The sequence below is a fragment of the Herbaspirillum frisingense GSF30 genome (genome assembly GCF_000300975.2).
In the GTDB taxonomy this organism is placed as follows: Bacteria; Pseudomonadota; Gammaproteobacteria; order Burkholderiales; family Burkholderiaceae_D; genus Herbaspirillum; species Herbaspirillum frisingense.
Genome location: NZ_AEEC02000017.1, coordinates 1 through 21,920, shown reverse-complemented (window position 1 = coordinate 21,920; position 21,920 = coordinate 1). Strand labels below are relative to the sequence as shown.

Below are 21,920 nucleotides of genomic sequence, written 5' to 3'. Positions count from 1 at the left end.
TTTCCGGCGTTGTCCTGCACTGCGTCAAGGCAAGCTGGCCGTAAATATGGTGCAATGCCGCATCACGTTTGTGCGGATCTGCGGCCCCGCAGCCATACAGCCCACCCGCCGTTTCCGATCTCCACCCGTCTCGAAAGGTCTCCATGAAAACCGCCGTCTACAGCGCCCGCCGCTACGACCAGACCCTGCTCCTGCGTGCCAATGCCCAGTCTGGCGCGGGCCACGAGCTGGTGTTCCTGCAGGATCGGCTCGACAGCGATACCGCCCAACTGTGCAGCGGCTGCGAGGCGGTGGCGGCCTTCGTCAACGACGATCTCGGTGCACCCGTGCTGGAGCGTCTGGCGGCCCAGGGCATACGCTTTGTCACCACCCGCTCCACCGGCTTCAACCATATCGATACCCAGGCCGCGCGCAGGCTGGGCATCACGGTGGCGCGGGTGGCGGATTATTCACCTTATTCAGTGGCCGAGTTCGCGGTGGGTCTGCTGCTGGCGGTCAATCGCAAGATCGCCCGCGCCAGCATGCGCACGCGCGAAGGCAATTTCGAACTGGATGGCTTGATGGGTTTCGACCTGCACGGCAAGACCGTGGGCGTGATCGGCACCGGCAAGATCGGTGCGCTGTTTGCCCGCATCATGGCCGGTTTCGGCTGCACCGTGCTGGGCAGCGACGTGCATCGCAATCCGGATTTCGAAGCACTGGGCGGCCGTTACGTGGAGCGCGAGGCCTTGTTCGCGGCCAGTGACGTGATCTCGCTGCATTGTCCGCTCACCGAGGCCACGCGCTATCTGGTCAATGCGCAGACCCTGGCGGTCACCAAGCCCGGCTGCATCCTGGTCAATACCAGCCGCGGCGCGCTGGTGGATACCGAGGCCGCCATCGCCGCCCTCAAGAGCGGCCAACTGCGCGGCCTGGCCATCGATGTCTATGAGCAGGAGGCCAGCCTGTTCTTCCAGGACCTGTCCTCCACCATCATCACTGACGACGTGATCCAGCGCCTGGTGTCCTTTCCCAACGTGATCGTGACCGGTCACCAGGCCTTCTTCACGGAGGAAGCCATCGGTCAGATCATGCAGACCACCATCGACAACCTCAGTGATTTCGCCGCCGGCGCCAGCCTCGGGGAACGCCTGGTGGCCTGACCGGCGCTGCTTTCAACCCGCAGCGCCGCGGGTATTGAACAGCGAACCCAGTTGCTCGCCGATGCGCGGACGCAGGTGCTCGCGCACGCGATGGATGATCTCTTCGGCGTCGGCCGTGCCATAGGTCTGGGCCAGCTGCCGGTGCATGTCAAAGTGCAGGTAGAGCAGGCCACGCAGGCTCTGGAAGGCGGTGGGGTGGGACTGTCCGCAGATCTGCTCGTTGTTGTCCATCACCTGGTTGAGCACGCCCGGATCGAACAGGCGCACCTGGCAGATCACGGCGAAGCGCACGATCTCCAGGTCCAGGGCTTCCAGTTCCTGGGTCAGCTCATCGGGAGTGTGGCGCTCGGCGCTGAGTTTCTCGGACATAAATTCTTCCGGAGGAGGAGGGGCCTCCAGCTTAGCATTTGCTGCGTCGCGAAAAATTGTCGGAAATCAATCCTGCCCTGATAATCAGACGTGATCAGGGCGATGGCGCTAGGATTTGGGCGCGAGAGTGGTGATTTTTTGCTGCATGGCAGCGAGGATGAGCAATGGGCGACGCCGGCTGCCAGCGCCGCCCACTACAAGCTACGCCGCTTCCACCATGGGATAGAAATCCCGGTTCTCACGGCCAATGCGGTCGAACAGCAGCTTCAACACCCGATTGGCATCGGCACGGAACAGTTCGGGTTGTTCCGCGATGCGCTGGGCGTCATTCCATTGGCGCGAAAACTGGGCGTATTGCGCCGAGATGTCCTGCATCTCCTCCTGATAATGCCTGGCCTTGGCGGCCAGTGCGGGCGACGCCTGCTGCATGGCAGGGTAGAGGTAGCGGTCTTCCACCGACAGGTGCAGCTTGATGACCGAGCTCATCGCGATCACTTCGCGGGCGATGGAGGCGGCCTCTTCGGCGATGCCCTGCGAGCACAGGGCCTTGAGTTGTTGTACGTGGCCGATGATGTCGGCGTGTTCACGGCGGTATTTGTCCAGGTTCATATCGTTTCGCTCATGGGTGATGGAAGAACCCGCACCCGGCCAGGTCGGCCGGCTGCGGGGGCAGGGGCATTACTGCAGGGCGGCTGCGGGTCCGAAGAATTCGTAACGCGCCTGCGCCGCCGGTACGCCCAGTTCCTCCAGCGCCTGCCTGATGGCCTTCATGAAGGGCTTGGGGCCGACGAAGTAGGCGTCCACATCACGATCGGCCGGCAGCCACTGCTGCAACAGCGCGGCATCGATGAATCCGTGCGCATGCGGCGCCACATCGCCGGCACGCTGGTTCTCGTAGCAGAAGCGCACTTGCAGCTGGGGATGGCGGGCGGCCAGTTCTTCCAGCGCGCCACGGAAGGCGTGCACACCCGCATGACGGGCGGCATGGATGAAGTGCACCGGGCGGCCGCTGGGCAGGGCCGCGACCAGCATGCTCATCATCGGCGTGATGCCGACGCCGCCGCTGATGAGCACCAGCGGCCTGGCGCTGGCGGTCAAGGTGAACTCGCCGGAGGGCGGGAACAGTTCCACCACCGACCCCACATGGATCTGGTCATGCAGATGGCGCGAGACCTTGCCATTGGCTTCGCGCTTGACGCTGATGCGGTACTGCGCCGGCTGACCGTTCTGACGCAGCGGCGCCGACAGCGAATATTGGCGACGCTGCTCCTCCCCGTCGACCATCATGCGCAGGCCGATGTACTGGCCCGGTTCGAAGTCCAGCAGGCTGCCGCCATCCTGCGGCACGAAGTAGAAGGACGTGATTTCCTCGCTCTCGGCCACCTTGCGGCTGACCACGAAATGGCGGCCACCGCGCCAGCCACCGGGCGCTTCGGCCTTGCTGTCGTACTGCTGGCGCTCGGCGCCGATGAGGATATCGGCCAACTGCCCATAGGCCGCGCCCCAGGCGTCGATGACGGCATCGGTGGCGATGTCCGCACCCAGCACTTCGCGGATGGCGCGCAGCAGGCAATCGCCCACCATCGGGTAGTGCTCGGGCATGACCTGCACGGCGACGTGCTTGTTGATGATCTGTGCCGCCAGGGGGCCCAGTTCTTCCAGGCGGTCGATGTGGCGGGCATACATCAGCACGCCGTTGGCCAGCGCCCGCGGCTGGTCGCCGCTGGCCTGGTGGGTACGATTGAACAAGGGACGCACTTGCGGATAGTCACGCATGAGCATCTGGTAGAAGTGCGTGGTCAGGGCCTCGCCGCCCGATTCGAGCAGGGGGACGGTCGACTTGACGATGGCGAGTTGGGCTTCGGTCAGCATGCTGGGCCTTTCAGTGGTGGAGTGGAGGTGCCGGAGTACCGGTCTGCCCCGATGTATTACAAAAGCCGTGCCATCATCCCACCCTAATAAAATCAATGACTTAGGAAATATCCATGTGATTTTTACCTGTGTCATAATGACTTTAATTCACTTTATTGGTAGTCAATATGACTTCAAAGGCCTTGCTGGATGCACTGTTGCCGCTGGTGGCCGACCTCTCCCGGGAGATCGATGATCGGGAGCGCTACCGGCGCCTGCTGCAGACCTTGCGCACGCTCTTTCCCTGCGACGCGGCCGCGCTGCTGCGGCTGGAGGGCGAGGTGCTGGTGCCGCTGGCCATTGACGGTCTTTCTGGCGACACCCTCGGGCGGCGCTTCCGGGTGGCAGATCATCCGCGCTTCGGCGTGCTGCTGGCCAATGTGGCGCCCACGCGCTTCCCGGCTGATTCCAGCTTGCCCGACCCCTATGATGGTCTGGTCGACGGGCTCAACGACGCCCATTCCGGCCAGCTGGAAGTGCACGATTGCATGGGTTGCGCGCTGACCGTCAACGGCCGTCCCTGGGGCCTGGTCACGCTGGATGCGCTGGGGCCGGGCCGCTTCGACGGGGTCGACATGGCCTCGCTGCATGCCTTTGCCGCGCTGGCGGCCGCCACCGTCAACGTGGCCGAGCGCATCAGTGACCTTTCGCAAGCCGGAGAACAGGCGCGCCAGCGTGCCGAAGCCTATCGTCTCGGGCTGGAGGAAAGCCAGGGCAAGCGTGAACTGATCGGCCAGAGCCCGGCCCAGCGCCAGCTGATGGAAGAAATACGCATGGCCGCACCCAGCGATATGACGGTATTGATCAGCGGCGAAACCGGCACCGGCAAGGAGCTGGTGGCGCACGCCCTGCATGCCGCCTCGCCCCGCGCCCACAAGCCCATGATCAGCCTGAACTGCGCCGCCTTGCCCGACACCCTGGTCGAGAGTGAACTGTTCGGTCACGTCCGGGGCGCCTTCTCGGGTGCGGTGGCTGACCGTCGTGGCAAGTTCGAGATGGCCGATGGCGGCACGCTGTTCCTGGATGAAGTCGGCGAGTTGCCGCTGGCGGTGCAGGCCAAACTGCTGCGGGTACTGCAGAGCGGGCAATTGCAGCGGGTGGGATCGGACCGTGAACATCGGGTCGATGTACGCCTGATCGCCGCCACCAATCGCGACCTGGCCGAAGAGGTCAAGCGCGGTCACTTCCGCGCCGACTTCTATCACCGCCTGTCGGTCTTTCCCATCCGGGTGCCGCCCCTACGTGAGCGGGGTCGCGACGTGCTGCTGCTGGCCGGGTATTTCCTGGAGCAGAACCGCGCAAGACTGGGCCTGACCAGCCTGCGGCTGTCCGCCGACGCCCAGCGCGCCCTGCAGGAATACCCTTGGCCGGGCAACATCCGGGAGCTGGAACATCTGGTCGGCCGCAGCGCCTTGCGTGCCCTGGCAGCACAGCCGCAGCGTCCATCCATCCTCACGCTGGACGCCGAGGCGCTGGACCTGCGCACGCCGCTGGCGCTCGCGTCCGATGCAAGCGCGGCAATGGGGAGTGCTGTCGCGGGAGTCAAGCCGACCGGCGCCACGCCGGGGCCGCTCTCTTTGTCACTGCGCGATGCAGTGGAGCGCTACGAGCGCGAGCTGGTCGGTGCCAGCCTGGAGCGACACCAGGGCAACCTGGCGGCTGCCGCACGCGAGCTGGGGCTGGACCGGGCCAACCTGAGCCGACTGGCCCGCAGACTGGGATTGCGTTGATGGCTTCAGGAAGAACAGGGCATGAGAGCAGGGCGCCTGTGCCTGAGAGCGCAGGCACAGCAGTCGACACGCTCTAAAAAAAATCGGCCAGTGCTCGCCGGGTAGACACCCGTGAGCACTGGCCGCAGCGTCTTGCCGACGACGCCGGGAAGTTCAGGCTTGTGGCCGTTCGCTGTCCAGTTCCGCCAGTTGCCCGCGAATGCGGAGGGCGGTCAGGTGGCGGGCGGCGGCGGCATCGTCGTTGACGTGTTGCAGGTCTTCCGGCGGTGCGCTGATCGCTTTGACGGGAGCCCCTTGCTGCGGGCTGCCTGGAATGCCAGGGTTGAGTTGCGACATGATGTTCTCCAAGGGATGAAAATCTTGTGCAGACCCGCGGCCGGCAGGGCCGACGGGCAGGGCTGCCAAATCCTGTTCGCAGGGGGCCGGCGAGGAAACATTGCGGCCGATATGTGAACGTTTTGGCAAGCCAGATGAAAGCATATTAGCCGTTTTAGCTGCGCTGCAACAGGTGTTCGGCGACCTAAATTTTTGTAGGAAGTCGCGAAATGTTGGGGTGGGGCAAGGATCACCACCTGCCATTCTCTTGGAATTTGCTGCGCAGCAATGCAAGGTGAGTTTCGGGCCCCCGATGCGCGGGCTTGCCGATTGGTACCCGAGTCCCGGTATCCCTGCGCATCGATTCCTACGCCAATTGGTGGCATTGGCCGATGTCGGCTGCCGGCATGAGCGGCTAGCCTTGCTGAACCGTCCATCCTCTCATACCTCATGCAAGGAGTTCCAATGAACGAGCGCAAGCACGACAATTCCAACACTTACAAGATCATCGAAGTCGTGGGCAGTTCGCCCAACAGCAGCGACGAGGCCATCCGCAATGCCTTGGCCGACGTCGTCAAGACCGTCAAGAACGTCGACTGGTTCGAGGTCACCCAATGCCGTGGCCATGTCGAAAATGGCAGCATCGGCCATTTCCAGGTCGGTCTGAAGATCGGCTTCCGGGTCGAGGCCTGATCCCGCCAGCCATGCCGTGGACTGCACGGCAGAGCTTGGGCGGCCCTTCCCACGGATGAGGGATACAGGGCCGCAATCGGGCTAGACCCCATATAGCGAGGTTCAATTGGCGGCTTTCAGGCTCCTTTGGCTAAAGTAGGGGTTCATCACCGCGTGCAGCGGCATACTCGCCTCGGCAGCCACGGCATCCACGCCAGCACCGCCACTTGAACCGCCGGCACTGCACCCTCTTCATCGTCAATTCGTCGTCAATTCGTCGTACTGCGGCCCGACCTTCGTGGCCCGGCCGGCGTTTGCGTTTTCGTGCAGTGCGGTAGCAGGCCTCGTCACCAACGCGGATTTCTGCCCAGCGTGCAGCTCCGGTTTTTTCGCCGCGCTGCAACAGTAGGATTCATCCTACGCGATCTCAGGCCGCTGTCCGATAGTGAGGGCTGACCCTGATCCGTATAACGTAATCATCGGCGCTCAAAAGTTTGTCCAGGCCAACATAACAACAAGGACATGTCTTCGCCCGGCCACCGGATCAAGCCCGGCCGAGGTGCAGATGAAATGCGATGCGACGAGCCAAGGGTGCTTTCCATCTCAGGTGCTTTCACACATTAGGGGTCCATCTTGCAAGCTCGAGTTCTGTTAGTCAGCTCGGAGGCCGTACCGCTCGTCAAGACCGGTGGCCTGGCCGACGTCATCACCGCCTTGGCGGTAGCGCTGCGCAAAGTCGGCATCGACGCCAGCATCCTCATGCCCGCCTATCCGGAGGCGGTGCGCAATCTCGGCGAGACGGTACAGATCGGTCTCAAGCATGGGCTGCCCGGCGGTGCCGGCCGGCTCCTGCGCGGCTCCATCCCCGGCACCGACGTGCCGGTACTGCTGCTCGATACCGCGCGTTTCCGCCAGCGCGGCGCCAACCCCTATCTCGATGCCGATGGCGTGGAGTTCAGCGACAACGCGCTGTGCTTCGCCGACCTCTCGCATGCGGCCGTGGCCATCTGCGCCGGCGAGACCAGCCTGCCGGCACCGCACGTGGTGCACGCCAATGATTGGCACGCCGGGCTGATTCCCTGCCTCCTGAAGCTGCGCGGGCTGGATCACATCGGTACCATGCTGACCATCCACAACCTGGCCTTCCAGGGCAATTTCGCGCTGGGCTCGGCCGAGCAGATCGGTATTCCCCAGCATCTGCTGACCGGCGATGGCGTGGAGTACTGGGGCAAGCTGTCCTTCCTCAAGGCCGGCATCCGCTTCTCCGATTGCGTCTCCACCGTCAGCCGCAACTATGCCGAAGAGATCATGACCCCGCGCTTCGGCTGCGGCATGGACGGCATCCTGTCCTTCCGCAAGCTGGACCTGCGCGCCATCCCCAATGCGATTGACGCCGAGCTGTGGAACCCCGCCAACGATCCGCTGATCGCCCGCAATTTCAGCGTCGGCAACATGAAGGGCAAGTCTGCCTGCAAGCGCGACCTGCAAAAGCTGTTCGGCCTGCCGGTCGATCCCTTCGCCCCGGTGATGGGCCTGGGCAGCCGCATCTCGCACCAGAAGATGGCCGACGTCGTCATCGAGGCATTGCCGGGCATCCTGGATCGCCATCCGCGGCTGCAGGTGGTGGTGCTGGGCTGCGGCGACCATGACTACGAAGACGCCTTCCTGGCACTCACCCGCCAGTATCCTGGCCGCATCGCCGTGCATATCGGCTATGACGAGCGCCGCGCCCATGCGCTGCATGCCGGCAGCGACATGCTGTTGCACCCGACCCGCTTCGAGCCCTTTGGCCTGACCCCGCTGTATGCCATGCGCTATGGCGCCATTCCCATCGGCTCCCGCGTGGGTGGTCTGGTCGATACCGTATGCGACGCCGATCTCGATCCGCAACGCGCCACCGGCGTGCTGTTCGAAGGCGAGCGCGTGGAAGACATGCAGCACGCCGTCGCCCGCGCCTTTGCGCTCTACAACGACAACGAGCGCTGGCAGTCCATCCAGCGCAATGCCATGAGCATCGACTGCGACTGGGCCGGGCCCACCCGTGCCTACATCGACGCCTATGCTCACGTGGCGGACATGGCCGTGCGCCCACTGTTTGCCCCGCGTCCCTTGCCGGTGGAGCGGCCGGCCGCGCAGGTCGCCCAGAGCGCAGTTGCCCATGAGCGGTTGGCCGGCATGGTCAGTCCGGCGGCGGCCATTGCGGCGGCCCTGGCGGGTGTGGTTGCCGGACCTTCGGCCGTGGCGGCGGCCTGATCGCGTCGCTGCAGCCGCCGCAGCTGCAGCCGTCTTTTGACAATTTTCTTTCAAGCCCGACCGCGTCCCTGCATCCATCAGGGACGCGGCAGGGAAGGTGTTTGCCGGCGTGCCGCCACGCGGTGCGCCGGATGCTGACTATCGATATTTCGATCAACCCAGATAACAACAACAGGAGTGTGCATGTCCGGCATGTCTGTCATGGCGTATAGGGAATCCCTGGACTCCGCGGATTCGTCTTCCGACGCCAGCTCGGCGCCCCCCCATCATGCCCCCGGCGCAAGCCCGGAGCAGTCCCTTCCTCCCCTCGAAAAAACCGCGCTGTCCCTGTCCTTTGAAGAGCAGGGCCTGCTGGAGGCCCTGCTGGCAGGGCGCCTGAACCAGCCTTTCTGCCTGCTCGGCCCCCGCTATGCGCGCGAGGCCAGCGGCGTCAGCGCCATTCGTTGCTTCCACCCCGGTGCCGAAGCGGTCCGCGTGCGCTGCCGGCATAGCGGCGCCCTGTTGGGAGAACTGCAGCAATATCCGCTCAACGGTTCGCCCAGCGGCTTCTTCAGCGGTGTCGTCACCGGCCTGGAGCAGCGTCGCTACCAGGTCCCCTATGTGTTGGACGTGGACTGGCATATCCCCGACGGCAACCGCAGCGTGCAGAGCACCGAAGACCCTTACGCCTTCGGCCTGTTGCTGGGCGAGCTGGACCTGCACCTGTTGCAGGAAGGTCGCCATCGTCAACTGGCCGATTGCCTGGGCGCGCGCCCGATGGAAATCGATGGCGTGCCCGGCACCCGCTTTGCCGTCTGGGCACCCAATGCCGAGCGCGTCTCGGTGGTGGGTGACTTCAACCAGTGGGACGGGCGCCGTCACGTGATGCGCCTGCGCCATGAGCCGGGCGTGTGGGAGCTGTTCATCCCCCGCATCGGTCCTGGCGATGTCTACAAATACGAAATCCTCGGCCGTGATGGCGTACTGCTGCCGCTCAAGGCCGATCCGGTGGCGCGCGCGACCGAGCCCCCGCCGGCTACCGCCTCGGTGGTGGCCGATGCCCGTCCCTATGTCTGGCAGGACCAGCAGTGGATGGCCGAACGCGCCCAGCGCCAGTCGCGCTCGGCGCCCATGTCCATCTACGAGGTGCATCCCGCCTCCTGGCGCCGCGTGCCGGAACAGGCGCATCGCAACCTCACCTGGGATGAACTGGCCGATGAGCTGATCCCCTACGTGGTCGGCATGGGCTTCACCCATATCGAACTGATGCCGGTGATGGAACATCCCTTCGGTGGCTCTTGGGGCTACCAGCCGATCAGCATGTTCGCGCCCAGTGCCCGCTTCGGCAAACCGGAGCGCTTCGCCGCCTTCGTCGACCGTTGCCACCAGGCCGGCATCGGCGTGCTGCTGGACTGGGTGCCGGCGCATTTTCCCAGCGACCAGCATGGCCTGGCGCAGTTCGACGGCACCGCGCTGTACGAACACGCCGACCCCCGCGAAGGCTTCCACCAGGACTGGAATACCCTGATCTTCAACCTCGGCCGCAATGAGGTGCGTGGCTTCCTGATCGCCAGCGCCCTGGAGTGGCTGGAACACTTCCACGTCGACGGCCTGCGCGTGGACGCGGTGGCCTCCATGCTCTACCGCGACTACAGCCGCAAGTCCGGCGAGTGGGTGCCCAACATCCATGGCGGCCGCGAAAACCTGGAAGCCGTGGCCTTCCTGCGCGAGCTCAACACCGTCGTGACCCAGCGCTGCCCGGGCGCGCTGATGATTGCCGAGGAATCCACCTCCTGGCCCGGCGTGACCGCCGAAGTCAAGGACGAGGCCGATCATCACGGCCTGGGTTTCCACTACAAGTGGAACATGGGCTGGATGAACGACACCCTGCGCTACATGCAGCATGACCCGCTGTTCCGCCGCTATCACCACCACGACATGACCTTCGGCCTGCTCTACGGCTTCTCGGAAAACTTCATCCTGCCGATCTCGCATGACGAAGTGGTGCATGGCAAGCGCGCCTTGCTCAACAAGATGCCGGGCGACGAATGGCGCCGCTTCGCCAACGTGCGCGCCTACTATGGCTTCATGTGGACGCACCCGGGCAAGAAGCTGCTCTTCATGGGCAGTGAATTCGGCCAGCCCGACGAGTTCGACCACGACAAGTCGCCGTACTGGCATCTGCTGGACGAACATGGCGGCCACCCGGCCGGCCATCGCCAGCTGCGCCAGCTGGTCAGCGACCTGAACCATCTCTATTGCAGCGAACCGGCACTGCACCAGCGCGATTGCCGCGCCGACGGCTTCTCCTGGGCGGTCGGCGACGACAGCGTCAACAGCGTGCTGGCCTACTTCCGCTACGCCGACGAGGGGCCGCCGGTGCTCATCGTTGTCAACCTGACCCCGGTGCCACGCACCCACTACCGCATTGGCGTGCCACCCATCGCACCGGGCCAGCCCGGTGTGTGGCGCGAAGTGCTCAATACCGATGCCGCCGTCTATGGCGGCAGCAACAGCGGCAACATGGGCCGGGTCGAGGTGCAGGACATGGGCTGGCATGGCCACCCCAACTCCATCGAACTGAACCTGCCGCCGCTGTCCACCCTGATCCTGCGTAGAGAGTCCTGAAATGAGTGTCGCCTTTCCTGATCGCCTGATGCCAGGCCTGCCTTACCCCCTGGGCGCCAGCTCCGATGGCCTGGGGGTCAATTTTGCGGTGTTCTCGGCCAACGCCACCCGCATGGATCTCTGCCTGTTCGACCCCTCCGGCAAGCGTGAACTCAAGCGCATCCAGCTGCCCGAATGCACCGACGAGGTGTGGCACGGCTACCTGCCCGGCGCCGCCCCCGGCCTGGTTTATGGTTTCCGCGCCCATGGCCCCTACGAACCCAACAAGGGCCATCGCTTCAATCCCAACAAACTGCTGCTGGACCCCTATGCCAAGCGCCTGGTGGGCCAGGTGCGCTGGACCGATGCGCTCTATGGCTATCGCCTGCATTCGGCCCGCGCCGACCTGTCCTTCGACCGGCGCGACAGCGCCGCCGCCATGCCCAAGGCCATGGTCACCGAAGACGCCTTCGTCTGGGAACATGACCGCCTGCCGCAGGTGCCGTGGAACAAGACGGTCATCTACGAGGCTCACGTCAAGGGCATCTCCAAGATGCGCGAAGACCTGCTGCCGCACGAACGCGGCACCTTCGCCGCGCTGTCCGATCCGGCCTTCATCGACCACCTGCTGCGCCTGGGCGTGACCACACTGGAACTGATGCCGGTGCATGCCTTCCTGCAGGACAGCTTCCTAGTCGAGCGTGGCCTGAGCAACTACTGGGGCTACAGCACGCTCTCGTATTTCGCGCCCGAGCCGTCCTACATGTCCATGGGCGACCCCAACGAACTGCGCATGGCCGTGCGGCGCCTGCACAGCGCCGGCATCGAGGTCATCCTCGACGTCGTCTACAACCACACCAGTTGCGGCAGCGAACTGGGCCCCACGCTGTCCTTCCGCGGCCTGGACAATGCCAGCTACTTCCGCCTGATGCCCGGTCAGGAGCGCTATCACATCAATGACACCGGCTGTGGCAACACGCTGAACCTGTCACACCCTCGCGTGTTGCAGATGGTGCTGGATTCGCTGCGCTACTGGGCGCAGTCCTTCCATATCGATGGCTTCCGCTTCGACCTCGGCTCCACCCTGGGACGCGAGCCGCATGGCTTCGACCCCGGTTCGGGCTTCTTCGATGCGCTGCTGCAGGACCCGGTGCTGTCGCGCCTGAAGCTCATTTCCGAACCCTGGGACATCGGCCCCGGCGGCTACCAGCTGGGTAACCATCCGGCCCGTTTCGGCGAATGGAACGACAAGTTCCGCGACGACATGCGCAAGTTCTGGAAGGGCGACGAGGCCATGCGCGGCGGCTTCGCCCAGCGCATGCTGGGTTCGGCCGAGCTGTTCGAACACCATCGCCGCAAGCCCTGGGCCAGCATCAACTTCATCGCCTCGCATGACGGCTTCACCCTGCGTGACCTGGTCAGCTACAACGGCAAGCACAACGAGGCCAATGGCGAGAACAACAACGACGGCCACAACGACAACGCCAGCTACAACTGGGGGGCCGAAGGCGAGACCGACGATGCCGCCATCCAGGCCACCCGCGCCAATGTGCAACGCTCCATGCTGGCCTCGACCCTGCTGGCGCAAGGCACGCCGATGCTGCTGGCCGGCGACGAATTCAACCGCAGCCAGGGCGGCAACAACAATGCCTACTGCCAGGACAATGAGATCTCCTGGATCAACTGGGAGCAGGCCCGCTCGCCCGAAGGCGCCGCGCTGACCGCCTTCGTGGGCCGCGTCACCGCCATCCGCCGCGACTTCGAGGTCCTGCGCGCCAGCTATTTCCTGCATGGCGCGCAGAAGGTGGCTGATGGCCTGCCCGACGTGGCGTGGTTCGACGAGGCGGCGCGCCCGGTCTCCAGCGAAGACTGGAACAACCCGGTGGCCCGCGCCATCACCCTGCAACTGGCCGGCAAGCGCCAGGAACCTCACAAGCAGCTGAGTTCGCGTATCCAGGACGCCGCCAATACCGATGCGCCCGGCGACATTCCCGAAGCCATCCCGGATGTGCTGACGATCTTCGTCAATGCCGGCCATGAGCCCATCGAGTTCCACTTCCCCCGCACCGAAGGCGAATACTGCCTGCTGCTGGACAGCGCCCAGCCCACCGGCATGCCGGAAGGCGAGGGCGCAGCGGCCAGGGTGCAGGGCAGCGCCACGGTGCAGGTACAGGCCCACAGCCTGCAGGTGTTCGCCAACCGGCCGCTGCACCTGTCCTCGGCCATCTATCCGCTGGCGGCCAATGAATGGATTGCCCGCAACGAATGGGGAGAGCGCGCATGACGGCCCGCTTTTCGCTGCCGCTGCCTTTTGGCGCCCAGGTCACGGCGCCTGGCCAGGTGCGTTTTCGTATCTGGGCACCCGGCGCCGATGCCGCCGCGGTGGAGATCACCGGAGGCGGCCGCCTGCCGATGTCACCTGATTCCGCGGCGCCGGGCTGGTACCTGCTGGACACCGCCTGCGAACCCGGCACCCTCTATCGCTATGTCCTGCACTCAAAGGTGGAGGGCGAAGTCACCGTCCCCGATCCGGCCTCACGCGGCCAGGCCGGGGACGTCTTCGATCCCAGCGTGGTGGTGGATGCCCACGCCTACCAATGGCAATACCCGCACTGGCAAGGCCGGCCCTGGGAAGAAACGGTACTCTATGAGCTCCATCCCGGCGCCATGGGTGGCTTTGCCGGCATCCAGCAGCGCCTGGCGGAACTGGCCGAGCTGGGCATCACCGCCATCGAACTGATGCCGGTGGCCGAATTCCCCGGCGCCCACAACTGGGGGTATGACGGCGTGCTGCCCTTCGCCCCGGACGCCAGCTATGGCACGCCCGAACAACTCAAGGCGCTCATCGATACCGCGCACGGCCTGGGGATGATGGTGTTCCTCGATGTGGTGTACAACCACTTCGGCCCGGCCGGCAACTATCTCAACAGCTATGCCCCGGAGTTCTTCCGGCACGACAGCAATACCCTGTGGGGGGCGACCATCGATTTCCGCCGCCCGGAAGTGGCCGATTTCTTCACCCTCAATGCCCTCTACTGGCTGCAGGAATACCGCTTCGACGGCCTGCGCCTGGATGCCGTGCATGCCATCTGCGAGCCGGACTGGCTGGTCAGCCTGGGCCATCGCATCCGCCAGGAGATCGGTACCGAACGTCATGTCCACCTGGTGCTGGAACACGACGGCAATGCCGCCCATCTGCTGGGCTATGGTGGCCAGGGCGAACAGGTCGCCGATCCCGACCAGGGGGAGGTGCGCACACGCACCAGCCATGTCTACGACGCCCAATGGAATGACGACGCACACCATGTCCTGCATGTGTTGTTGACCGGTGAAGACGGCGGCTACTACAGCGCCTACGCCGAACAGCCTGCCGAGAAACTGGCGCGTTGCCTGCAGCAGGGCTTCGTCTACCAGGGCGAGGTCTCTCCGTACTCCGGTGAGCCCCGCGGCGAACCCAGCGCCGAGCTCCCGCCTACGGCCTTCGTCAACTTCCTGCAGAACCACGACCAGATCGGCAACCGCGCCTTCGGTGAAAGGCTCACCGTACTGGCCCATCCGCTGGCCCTGCATGCCGCGCAGGCCCTGATCCTGCTGGCGCCGCAAGTGCCGATGCTGTTCATGGGCGAGGAATTCTGCGCCGTGCAGCCTTTCCTGTACTTCACCAGCCATCAGGACGAGGCCCTGGCCACGGCCGTGCGGGAAGGGCGGCGACGCGAGTTTTCCCGCTTTCCGCAATTCGCCGATCCGCAGTTGCTGGAGCAGATTCCTGATCCCAACAGTTTCGCCACCTTCGTCTCATCCATCCCCGAGCCGGGCCCGGCACCGGGTTCGGCGGCCTGCCTGCGCCGCGTGGCCGAGCTGCTGCACATCCGCAAGCTGCATATCGCGCCTTACCTGCGCGGCGCGCGCGCGCTGGAGGCCCGTACCATCGGTCCCAAGGCGGTGCAGGCGCGCTGGCGCCTGTCCAACGGCAGCGTGCTCAACATCACGGTCAACCTGGATGAGCAGCCGCTGCAGGAGTCGCTGGAACAACTGGCCCATCCGGCTGGCGCCGATGTGCTCTTCGACAGTGGTGCCGTGCTGGAAACCCTGGCCGAGGGCACATTCCCGCCGCACGCCATCCTGGCCCTGCGTGAACCGGCCGAGGACACGATGTCGACCCAGCCTATCGGGAGACCGACATGAGCAGCACTCTCATGCGCGAAGCCGCGCCATCCCGAATGTCAGCCCCCTTGCCCCGCCCGGCCCCGGCCACCCAGGAAAGCGATCTCCATCGCCTGGCACGCAAGGCCGGCATCGCCGTGCAATGGACCGATGCCTATGACCAGCCGCAGGTGGTGCAGGAAGACGCGCTGCGCGCCATCCTGGCAGCACTGGGCTTGCCCTGTGCCACCCCCGGCGACTGTCGCGACAGCCTGGCCGAGCTGGATCGTGAGCAGGCGGTCGGCTACCTGCCACCGTTGCTGACCGGGGTGCTGCACCAGCCGGTGGCGCTGCCCATGCATTCGCGCCTGCACGGCCTGTCATGCCGCGTGGAGCTGGAAAACGGCGCACGCCTGATGCTGCTGATTTCCTCCGACCTGAACCGCCCGCCGACCTTGCCGCCCATCGAGGTGCCCGGCTATCACCGTCTGCTGGTGGCCGGCCATATCCTCACGCTGGCCATCGCCCCCGCGCGCTGCTACACCATTGCCGACGCCCTGGCCGACCGTGGCAGCGAGCGCGGCTGGGCACTGGCGGCCCAGGTCTATGGACTGCGCAGCGACAGCCTGAACCCGGCCCGCACCATCTACGGCGACGGCGGCATCGGGCATTTCGGCGCGCTCAAGGCGCTGGCACCGATGGCAGCCGAGTACGGCGCGGCAGCGCTGGCGATGTCGCCACTGCACGCCATGTTTGCCGCCGATCCCGGTCGCAGCAGCCCCTATTCGCCTTCCAGCCGGCTGTTCCTCAACCCCTTCCTGATCGACCCTGCCGGCATTCTCGGCGAAGAGGCCCAGGCCCAGGTGCTGGCCGAGGGGGGATCGGAAATGATCGCCGCCCATGAGCGCCTGCAGCAGGCCAGCCTGATCGACTGGCAGCGCGCTGGTGCGCATCGCCTGACGTTGCTGCGCCGCCTGTACGCCTTGTTCCGTACCGAACAGGCGGGGCAGGGACAGCACGCACACCATCAGGCTGCCTTCAAGGCCTTCCAGAGTGCCGGAGGCGCGGCCCTGCATGCGCATGCACTGTATGATGCCTATAGCCAGCACCTGGCCGCGCAAGGCGTAGCCGGCAGTTGCGACTGGCGCCAATGGGGCCAGGCCGGCCTGCATCCGGAGACCCCCGAGATGCGCGCCTTCGCCGAGCAGCATGCCGGCGAGATCGACTTCCACCTGTTCCTGCAATGGCAGGCGGCGCATCAACTGGGCCAGGCCCAGCAGGCCGCCCGCGATGCCGGCATGCCCATCGGCCTGATCGCCGACCTCGCCGTCGGTGCCGACAATGGCGGCAGCCAGGCCTGGAGCCATCAGGCCGAGATCGCCGCCGACCTGACCGTGGGCGCGCCGCCGGACCGCCTGGCGCCGCAAGGCCAGAACTGGGGGCTGGGCGCGTTCTCGCCACTGGTCCTGCGCCGCACCGGCTACCAGGGCTACCTGGCGATGCTGCGCGCCTGCTTCGCCCAGGGTGGCGGCGTGCGCATCGACCACGTGCTTGGCTTGAACCGCCTCTGGCTGGTGCCACAAGGACGGGACGCCGATGCCGGTGCCTACGTCAGCTATCCGCAGCAGGACCTGCTGCGCCTGATCGCGCTGGAATCCTGGCGCCATCGCGCGGTGGTCATCGGCGAAGACCTCGGCACCGTGCCGCCGGGCTTCGACCAGGCACTGGACACGGCGGGCGTGGCCGGCATCCGCGTGCTCTGGTTCCAGCGTGACAAAACCGGTTTCCTGCCGCCGGCCGACTGGTCGGATCTGGCCATTGCCGTGACAACCACGCACGACCTGCCCACCGTGGCCGGATGGTGGTCCGGTGCCGACATCGCCTGGCGCGACCGCCTCGGCCATCTGGATGAAGGCGTGGCCGCCGCGCAGGAACAGCGCAGCCAGGACCGCCGCCACCTGTGGCACAGCCTGGTCGAGCAGAGGCGGGCCAGCGGACCTTTGCCAGAGGTGGCACAGGCCCTCGTCGAGGAGGTGTCGGAAGAACACCATCCCGCCACCCTGGAAGATTGCGCCATCGCAGTCGACGCCGCACTGGACATGGTGGCCGCCACGCCCTCACCGCTGGCCGTGGTGCCGGTGGAAGACATCCTCGGCCTGAGCCAGCAACCCAATCTGCCCGGCCTGACCGACCCCCACCCCAACTGGCGCCGCCGCCTGCCGGCCGATACGCCACAGCTGTTTGCCGCCTATGCCGCCCGGGCCAGGCTGGAACGCCTGCGCCGCGCGCGCGGCTGCGGCCCCAAGGAGACCTGATGCCCGCCCCGACCGCCCCCCATCCGCATGGTGACCGCAGTGACCGCCGTGAGCGCATTGACCGCAATGACATCCCGCGCGCCACTGCACGTCTGCAACTGCATCGCGATTTCCGTTTCGAACACGCTGCCGAGGTGGTGGATTACTACCATCGCCTGGGTGTCAGCCATTACTACCTGTCACCCATCCTGGTCGCCCGTCCCGGTTCCACCCATGGATACGACGTGGTGGACGCCACCCGCATCAACCCCGAACTGGGCGGCGAGAAGGGCCTGCGCCAGCTGTGCCAGCGCCTGCATGTCAAGGGCATGGGGGTGATCGTCGACATCGTCCCCAATCACATGGCCGTGGGCCAATACAATGCCTGGTGGCAGGATGTGCTGCGCTGGGGCCGTCACAGTCGCCACGCCGACTGGTTTGACATCGAGTGGGACAGTGCCGACCCGGCCCTGGCCGGCAAGGTCCTGCTGCCTTTCCTCGGCCAGCCCTATGCCGAGGCCCTGGAAGCCGGCGAACTGGTGCTACGCCTGGATACCGAACGGGGCGAGTTCTACGTGGCGCACCACGACAACGTCTTCCCCCTGGCCATGCAAGACCACGCGGTGGTGCTGGAGACCGCCGGCAGCCCACGTCTGGCGGAGCTCATCAGCGCCTTCCAGGCGGTCGAAGCCGGTCACCCCGAGCAGTACCGCCAGGCAGCGGAGGCCTGCAATCTGATGCGCAGCCTGGCGGCCGACCCCGATGCGCTGGCCGATATCGACGCCGCCCTGGCAGCCTTCTCCGCCGTGCAGCCACATGGCCGCAGCACCATGCACGAACTGCTGGAACGCCAGCATTACCGCCTGGCCTACTGGCGCAATGCGGCTGACGAGATCAACTGGCGCCGCTTCTTCGAAGTCAGCGAACTGGTCGGCATGCGGGTCGAACGCGAGGATGTGTTCGAGGCCATGCACGCCGAGATCTTCCGCCTCTATGGGGAGGGCCTCATCGACGGCCTGCGCCTGGACCACATCGACGGCCTGACCGACCCGGCCGCCTACTGCCAGCGCCTGCGGGCGCGTCTGCGCAGCCTGCGACCCGGCCACGAACCCTATCTGATCGCCGAAAAAATCCTGGCCGGCGACGAGATGCTGCCGCCCGGCTGGGCACTCGATGGCAGCACCGGCTATGAATTCATGGACCAGTGCGCTGCCGTCCTGCACGACGGCGAAGGCGAACCGGTGCTGGACGAACTGTGGCGCGACATCGTCGGCGAAGTCACGCCGACGGTGGATCACATGCAGGGCCATGCGGCGGGCGAGCTCAGCCATTTCCCGACCATCGTGCAGCAGGCGCGCCGCAGTTTTCTGGTGCGCAATTTCGCCGCCGAATTCAATGCCCTTGCGCACTGCCTGCACCAGCTCGCCCGCACCGCGACGCAGACCCGCGACCTGACACTGATGTCCATCCGTCGCTGCGTGGCCGAATTGCTGGTGCATTTCCCGGTCTATCGCACCTATGCCAACGCCGAAGGCATGCCCGCCGCGGACCGTGAGCTGCTGGCCCGCACCGCCCGCACGGCAGCGACCACCCTGCACGCCGCCGACCACCCGACGCTGCATGTGGTGGAAGGCTGGCTGGGCGGGGACCTCCTGCTCAATAGCAGCGATGCCCGCCGCCGCGCATTGCAACTGCGCGCCATCGCCCGCTTCCAGCAACTGACGCCGCCGCTGACGGCCAAGTCCATGGAAGACACCGCCTTCTATCGCTATGGGCGCCTGCTGTCGCGCAACGAAGTGGGCGCCGAACCGGCCCACCTCTCGCTCTCCGTGGCGCACTTCCACCAGCTGGCTGCGCGCCGCGCCGAACAGACGCCATACAGCCTCCTGGCCACCGGTACGCACGACCACAAGCGTGGCGAAGATGCCCGCATGCGCCTGGCCGCACTCTCCGAGATCGCCGAGGAATGGGCCACCGTACTGCGCCACTGGCATCAGCTCAATGCCCCCATCGTCGCGGCCACCGCGGGCCCGCAGGGTGGCATCGACGCCGTCGACGAAAGCATGCTCTACCAGACGCTGGTCGGTGCCTGGCCCGATGGCATGCGTGCCGGGGACGACGACTTGAGCGCCCTGGGCCAACTGGCCGAACGCGTCATCGAATGGCAGCGCAAGGCCCTGCGCGAAGCCAAGCGGCGCAGCGACTGGGTGGCACCCCAGCCGGATTATGAAGACGCCTGCGAACGCTTCACCCGCGCCTTGCTGTGCGACCCCGGACTGGACCCGCGCCATCATTCCTTCCTCACCGAACTGGAAGACTTCGTACGTCGCCTGGGCCCGCTGGGCGCGATCAACAGCCTGTCGCAAACCATGCTCAAGCTGGCCAGCCCAGGCGTGCCGGACCTCTACCAGGGTAGCGAGCTCTGGGACCTGAGCATGGTCGACCCCGACAATCGCCGACCCGTGGATTTCGCCCTGCGCGCGCGTCGCCTGGATGAAGCCACCAGTCGCCCGGTCTCTCTGCGCGAATGGCAGAGCGGCGGCGCCAAGCAGCAACTGATCCATGCGGTGCTGCAGTACCGGCGCCGCCATGCGCCACTCTTCGCCGACGGTGGATACATCCCCCTCACGGCCCATGGCAAGCTGGCGCGCCACGTCATCGCCTTTGCCAGATTGCTGCCGGTGGAGCAGGGCGATGAAGCGCAGGGCCTACAGGCGGTGGTCGTCATCTGTACCCGACTGGCGGGCCACCTGCTGTCCTTCGAAGGTCGTCGTGAAGAGGCCTTGCCGTTGATTTCCGCCCAGGCGTGGGGCGACACCAGCATCGCGCTCCCGCAGTCGCTGTCGCATGTAGCCGGGCAAGGCATGCGACTCTGGCGTAGCGTCCTCACCAGCGGCCAGGGTCAGCTGGAGGAATGCGCCATGCCCGATGGCGAACGGGGTGGCAGCATCGCCGTGGCGGAGATTCTGGGGAGTTTGCCGGTGGAGATGCTGGAGTTGCATCTGGAGTGAGGGAAGGCGGGGCGCCTTCCCTCAAAGCAGCCCGGGGTCGACGATGCCCGGGCCTGTAGTCATGCTGAGCGCCATGGCAGGCAGCGACCGATCTTTCTGCCAGTTTTTTGCTGCCGGTGGTTCTTATGCCGCTAGTACGGCGGTGCTGAATGACAGGGTGCGAATGCCGCTCACCGGCTGAATCAGTCGTTCCAGGTCAGTATTGAGGATGGTGACATTGTCGGCAGTACTGATTCGCTCGATCTGGTAGGCGCTGCCGAGATACCAGTTTTCGATGATCGTCTTGTCTCCAGTGCCGCTCACTGAAATCTCCAGATTGTTGGCGACATGACTGAAGCTCAAGCGCTTACTGGTAATGCCGGCGCCGAATTTGAGCGTGTCGATGTTGGCGAGATTGTAATCATCGTTGCTGATGGTATCGACGCCATCGCCCAGATTGAAGACGTAGATGTCGTTTCCTGCGCCAGCACTGAGGTAATCATTGCCTTTGCCGCCGGACAGCGTATCCGCGCCGTCGCCACCAATGAGCGCGTCACTGCCATTGCCGCCGAAGAGGGTGTCGTTGCCGGCGTAGCCGTAAAGGTTGTCGTTGCCATCGCCGCCGTCGATGGTGTCTGCAATTTGGCCGCCGTAGAGAAAATCATTTCCTGCCAAGCCAAACATGCGATTGCTCTGGTCCGCGAATCCTGTCCAGTTTTCGTTTTCGGCAGTGCCGGTCTGGGTCAGGCGGGACGCCAGGCTGGAATAGGACCAGGTCGTGCCACCATCGAAGGCGATCTTTTCGATGTGGTAATTAGCGGACGAAAAATAATACTCGATGGTGATGGCATCAGTCCCCCAGGTCAACGTCAGATGGTCACCGGATCGTGTCAGTACAGTGTCTGCCGCCTTGATGCCTTTGCCGAGTCGGATGGTGTCAATATTGCCAGCAGTGTAGTCACAGTCGTTGATGATATCGACGCCGTCGCCCCGATTGAAGAGATAGGTGTCGTTGCCGTGACCACCATGGATCCAGTCATCGCCATTGCCACCGATCAGCGTGTCGTTCCCGTTGTCGCCGCTGAGCCAGTCATTGCCATTGCCGCCGATGAGCGTGTCGTCGCCACCGTTGCCCGAAAGACCGTCATTGCCGTCGCCGCCGTCGATAGTGTCTGCAAGTTGACCGCCGTGAAGAGCATCATTTCCTGCCAAGCCAACCATGCGATTGCTCTGGTCAAAGAATCCTGTCCAGTTTTCGTTTTCGGAGGTCCCTGTCTGGGTCAGGTGGGACGCCAGATCGGAATAGGCCCAGGTCGTGCCATCATCGAAGAGAATTGTTTCGATCTGATAGTGGGCCTCCAGAAAATAATTTTCGACAGTGATGGCATCAGTACCCCAGGTCAGGGTCAGATGATTTCCGGATCTCGCCAAGACAGTGTCTGCCGCCTTGATGCCTTTACCCAGTCGCAGCGTATCGATGTTGCCAACATTGTTGTCATAGTCGTTGATGGTTTC

Annotated in this window: 14 protein-coding genes; 9 read left to right on the top strand and 5 right to left on the bottom strand. The window is 65.1% G+C overall.

Annotation, left to right across the window (positions count from 1 at the left end; all coding sequences use genetic code 11):
- The first annotated feature begins 143 nt into the window (after positions 1 to 143).
- Positions 144 to 1,142 (top strand): 2-hydroxyacid dehydrogenase, encoded by a 999-nt coding sequence (locus tag HFRIS_RS13090; protein ID WP_006463848.1) that lies wholly within the window; start codon positions 144 to 146, stop codon positions 1,140 to 1,142.
- Positions 1,143 to 1,154: 12 nt separating this feature from the next.
- Here HFRIS_RS13090 and HFRIS_RS13085 read toward each other — a convergent pair whose 3' ends face one another.
- From HFRIS_RS13085 to hmpA, 3 genes are all read right to left on the bottom strand, one after another.
- The gene (locus tag HFRIS_RS13085; RefSeq protein ID WP_006463847.1) at positions 1,155 to 1,511 is read right to left on the bottom strand and encodes a hypothetical protein; all 357 of its coding nucleotides are present in this window, start codon (positions 1,509 to 1,511) and stop codon (positions 1,155 to 1,157) included.
- Between the two features lie 201 nt (positions 1,512 to 1,712).
- Positions 1,713 to 2,120: a hemerythrin domain-containing protein gene (locus HFRIS_RS13080; RefSeq protein WP_006463846.1), complete on the bottom strand. Its 408-nt coding sequence runs from the start codon at positions 2,118 to 2,120 to the stop codon at positions 1,713 to 1,715.
- 69 nt (positions 2,121 to 2,189) lie between these two features.
- Positions 2,190 to 3,383 (bottom strand): NO-inducible flavohemoprotein, encoded by a 1,194-nt coding sequence (hmpA, locus tag HFRIS_RS13075; RefSeq protein WP_006463845.1) that lies wholly within the window; start codon positions 3,381 to 3,383, stop codon positions 2,190 to 2,192.
- A gap of 167 nt (positions 3,384 to 3,550) precedes the next feature.
- Here hmpA and norR point away from each other — a divergent pair, with 167 nt between their 5' ends.
- Positions 3,551 to 5,152, top strand: a complete 1,602-nt coding sequence (gene norR / locus HFRIS_RS13070) for a nitric oxide reductase transcriptional regulator NorR (RefSeq protein ID WP_006463844.1) — start codon at positions 3,551 to 3,553, stop codon at positions 5,150 to 5,152.
- A gap of 153 nt (positions 5,153 to 5,305) precedes the next feature.
- Here norR and HFRIS_RS13065 read toward each other — a convergent pair whose 3' ends face one another.
- Complete coding sequence (locus HFRIS_RS13065; protein WP_039875641.1) at positions 5,306 to 5,488, bottom strand: hypothetical protein; 183 nt, start codon at positions 5,486 to 5,488, stop codon at positions 5,306 to 5,308.
- 444 nt (positions 5,489 to 5,932) lie between these two features.
- Between HFRIS_RS13065 and HFRIS_RS13060 the strand changes: the two genes are divergently transcribed.
- From HFRIS_RS13060 to treY, 7 genes are all read left to right on the top strand, one after another.
- Positions 5,933 to 6,160 (top strand): dodecin, encoded by a 228-nt coding sequence (locus HFRIS_RS13060; protein ID WP_006463842.1) that lies wholly within the window; start codon positions 5,933 to 5,935, stop codon positions 6,158 to 6,160.
- Positions 6,161 to 6,772: 612 nt separating this feature from the next.
- Positions 6,773 to 8,392, top strand: a complete 1,620-nt coding sequence (glgA, locus tag HFRIS_RS13055) for a glycogen synthase GlgA (RefSeq protein WP_006463841.1) — start codon at positions 6,773 to 6,775, stop codon at positions 8,390 to 8,392.
- A 183-nt stretch (positions 8,393 to 8,575) separates the two neighbouring features.
- A complete protein-coding gene (glgB, locus tag HFRIS_RS13050; RefSeq protein ID WP_006463840.1) occupies positions 8,576 to 10,999 on the top strand; it encodes a 1,4-alpha-glucan branching protein GlgB in 2,424 nt (807 codons plus the stop codon).
- Position 11,000: 1 nt separating this feature from the next.
- The gene (glgX, locus tag HFRIS_RS13045) at positions 11,001 to 13,262 is read left to right on the top strand and encodes a glycogen debranching protein GlgX (RefSeq protein ID WP_006463839.1); all 2,262 of its coding nucleotides are present in this window, start codon (positions 11,001 to 11,003) and stop codon (positions 13,260 to 13,262) included.
- The gene (treZ, locus tag HFRIS_RS13040) at positions 13,259 to 15,163 is read left to right on the top strand and encodes a malto-oligosyltrehalose trehalohydrolase (protein WP_006463838.1); all 1,905 of its coding nucleotides are present in this window, start codon (positions 13,259 to 13,261) and stop codon (positions 15,161 to 15,163) included. Before glgX ends, treZ begins: the two co-directional genes overlap by 4 nt.
- On the top strand, positions 15,160 to 17,436 hold the full coding sequence (malQ, locus tag HFRIS_RS13035; RefSeq protein WP_039875640.1) for a 4-alpha-glucanotransferase: 2,277 nt from the start codon (positions 15,160 to 15,162) through the stop codon (positions 17,434 to 17,436). Before treZ ends, malQ begins: the two co-directional genes overlap by 4 nt.
- Positions 17,436 to 20,426, top strand: coding sequence for a malto-oligosyltrehalose synthase (gene treY, locus HFRIS_RS13030; protein ID WP_006463836.1), 2,991 nt, complete (start codon positions 17,436 to 17,438; stop codon positions 20,424 to 20,426). Before malQ ends, treY begins: the two co-directional genes overlap by 1 nt.
- Before the next feature lie 123 nt (positions 20,427 to 20,549).
- On the opposite strand, the gene HFRIS_RS13025 is transcribed toward treY, so the two are convergent.
- Positions 20,550 to 21,920: calcium-binding protein (locus HFRIS_RS13025; RefSeq protein WP_006463835.1), on the bottom strand; the 1,371-nt coding region annotated here is incomplete at its 5' end.

Coding starts and splice junctions, on each gene's coding strand:
- HFRIS_RS13090 (WP_006463848.1), top strand. CDS start 144: ATGAAAACCGCCGTCTACAGCGCCCGCCGCTACGACCAGACCCTGCTC.
- HFRIS_RS13085 (WP_006463847.1), bottom strand. CDS start 1,511: ATGTCCGAGAAACTCAGCGCCGAGCGCCACACTCCCGATGAGCTGACC.
- HFRIS_RS13080 (WP_006463846.1), bottom strand. CDS start 2,120: ATGAACCTGGACAAATACCGCCGTGAACACGCCGACATCATCGGCCAC.
- hmpA (WP_006463845.1), bottom strand. CDS start 3,383: ATGCTGACCGAAGCCCAACTCGCCATCGTCAAGTCGACCGTCCCCCTG.
- norR (WP_006463844.1), top strand. CDS start 3,551: ATGACTTCAAAGGCCTTGCTGGATGCACTGTTGCCGCTGGTGGCCGAC.
- HFRIS_RS13065 (WP_039875641.1), bottom strand. CDS start 5,488: ATGTCGCAACTCAACCCTGGCATTCCAGGCAGCCCGCAGCAAGGGGCT.
- HFRIS_RS13060 (WP_006463842.1), top strand. CDS start 5,933: ATGAACGAGCGCAAGCACGACAATTCCAACACTTACAAGATCATCGAA.
- glgB (WP_006463840.1), top strand. CDS start 8,576: ATGTCCGGCATGTCTGTCATGGCGTATAGGGAATCCCTGGACTCCGCG.
- glgX (WP_006463839.1), top strand. CDS start 11,001: ATGAGTGTCGCCTTTCCTGATCGCCTGATGCCAGGCCTGCCTTACCCC.
- treZ (WP_006463838.1), top strand. CDS start 13,259: ATGACGGCCCGCTTTTCGCTGCCGCTGCCTTTTGGCGCCCAGGTCACG.
- malQ (WP_039875640.1), top strand. CDS start 15,160: ATGAGCAGCACTCTCATGCGCGAAGCCGCGCCATCCCGAATGTCAGCC.
- treY (WP_006463836.1), top strand. CDS start 17,436: ATGCCCGCCCCGACCGCCCCCCATCCGCATGGTGACCGCAGTGACCGC.